At 72.7% G+C, this 2,094-nt stretch carries 3 protein-coding genes; all 3 read right to left on the bottom strand.

Annotated elements, in window-relative coordinates; translation table 11 throughout:
* On the bottom strand, positions 1-763 hold a 763-nt coding region (locus tag G6028_RS13545; RefSeq protein ID WP_182659180.1), incomplete at its 3' end, for an SURF1 family cytochrome oxidase biogenesis protein.
* 31 nt (positions 764-794) lie between these two features.
* A complete protein-coding gene (locus tag G6028_RS13550) occupies positions 795-1,271 on the bottom strand; it encodes a low molecular weight protein-tyrosine-phosphatase (RefSeq protein WP_182659181.1) in 477 nt (158 codons plus the stop codon).
* The gene (locus G6028_RS13555; protein WP_182659182.1) at positions 1,261-1,929 is read right to left on the bottom strand and encodes an HAD hydrolase-like protein; all 669 of its coding nucleotides are present in this window, start codon (positions 1,927-1,929) and stop codon (positions 1,261-1,263) included. The genes G6028_RS13550 and G6028_RS13555 overlap by 11 nt, the downstream gene beginning before the upstream one ends.
* Positions 1,930-2,094 lie beyond the last annotated feature (165 nt).

The following is a 2,094-nucleotide window of genomic DNA, read 5'->3' on the forward strand; positions in this document are numbered from 1 at the left end:
CCGGCGGCGCCGGGTTCTCGTCCGCCTCGGCGTCGCGGCGTCGCGCCCGGATCTCGGCCCACGCGAAGTAGGCCAGGGCGAGCGGCGCCAGGACGCCGAAGGCGAGCCACTGCAGGCCGTAGGAGAGGTACGGGCCGTTCTCTATCCCGGGGATGGGCACCGGGGTGAGCGATCCGGGCTGGTCACCGGAGAGCTGGAGGTATCCGGCGGGGACGAGCGGGTGGCCGAGTGCCCCGCCCAGCACGGAGGGGTCCAGGACCCTCACGGCCGGCAGCCCGTCCACGAGGACCGGCTCCGCCTGACCGCTCTCCGCCGCGCGGAGCCGAGCGGTGATCTCGACGGGCCCCGCGGGCGCGGCGGCGTAGTCGGGGACCGTGTTGTTCTCGCCGACGGGGACGACACCCCTGTTGACCAGGATCTCCGGCCCATCGACCGGATCGAACACCGTCAACACCTGGTAGACCGGCTCGCCGTCGACCGCGCGGAGCCGCAGCAGTGCCTCGGCGTCGGGTAGCCACCGGCCGTCCAGTGTCACCAGCCGCCATTCGCGGTCGACGAACGCCTCGGGGGCGTCCACCACCTGCCCGAACGGGGCCGGCGCGGCCTCTATCGACTCGGCGAGGCGGGTGTTGCGGGCGTCCAGGTCCTCGCTCTTGCCCAGCTGCCACGGGGCCAGGAGGGCGAAGCACGCCCAGGCGAACAGCGACACGGCGAGCAGGCCGATCAGCCAGCCGGGACTCAGAAAGCGCCGCAGACTCCGCATGTCCCCAGGGTATCCGTTGGACCCCGACGGGCTACGTCAGGAGGGCATGCACCTCGGCCACCAACCCGGGGAGCGCCGCAGCGATCTGGAGACGGGTCCGGGTGAAGCCGTCGTGGTGGCCGTAGTAGGGATCGGCCACGTCCTCACCGTCCGCCGCGGGATCGAACCCCCTCAGGAGGCGGACACGGTGCCCGTCGACTCCGGCGCCGAGGAGGTGGTCGCGGTGGCCGCGGTCGAGCGCCACCACCAGGTCGGCCCGGTGATCGGCGGCGGACAGTTGTGCGGCCACGTGCGTGCTGTCGTACCCGTGGGACTCGAGTTCGGCCGCGGCCCGGGGATCCATGCCGTCCCCGACGTGCCACCCACCGGTACCCACGCTCGAGACGGTGACCCTGTCGCCGAACCCGGCGCCCGAGAACGCATGCCGTGCCATGACCTCGGCCATGGGGGAGCGGCAGATGTTGCCGGTACAGACAAAGACGACGTGCACGCGCGGGTCACCACTCATGGATGATCCGCTCCAGCTCGGCGGTGTCCGCCGGGGACCAGCGGGCGCCGTCCCACTCGCCGGGGCTGCCGTAACCCCAGCGCACGATCGCCGTGGGGATCCCGTAGCGGGCGGCACCCTCCACGTCGTGCTCGCGGTCGCCGATCATGAGGACGTGGCCCGTGCCCCCCTCGGCCACCGGAACCGGATCGACGCCGAGTGCGGAGAGTGAGTGCGCGATCACATCGGCCTTGGCCGCCCGCCCGACCCGCAGGTCCGCGCCGCCGATGAACTCGAACGGGTCGTCGAGCCGGAAGTGCTCCAGGATCCGTCGCGCGGCCTGCTGGTCCTTGCTCGTCGCCACGGCCATCCGGAAACCGTGACCGGCCAGGCTCGTCAGCAGGCCGTCCATTCCCTCGTAGACCGCGTTCTCGAGCCACCCCACGTCGGTGTAGCGCTCGCGGTAGGCGCTCATCGCCCGCTGCAGATCGGCGCCCCCGAGCCCCAGCGAGGCGAGGGTGTCCGGCATGGGTGGGCCCGCGATGGAGCGGATGTCACGTGAGTCGTCCCACCGGGCACCGACGGTGTCCAGCGCGTGGTGGAGCGACCTGGCGATGCCGTCCAGTGAGTCGGTGATGGTGCCGTCGAGGTCGACGAGGAGGATCGGGCGGTCGGGCATGCCGTCATCCTCTCAGACCCCGGCCGGCATGCGCCGCCACCCGTCGCCGCCGCCCCCGTGGGCCCCGCCTAGGCTGCCGGTCATGAGCGCCGCCCCCGGTTCCGCGCCCGGACACCTGCCCGAGGGTCCGTCGTGGGACGCGCTGCGTCACCACGGTGATGCCGA

It is taken from the genome of Dietzia cercidiphylli (assembly GCF_014145145.1).
GTDB lineage: Bacteria > Actinomycetota > Actinomycetes > Mycobacteriales > Mycobacteriaceae > Dietzia > Dietzia natronolimnaea.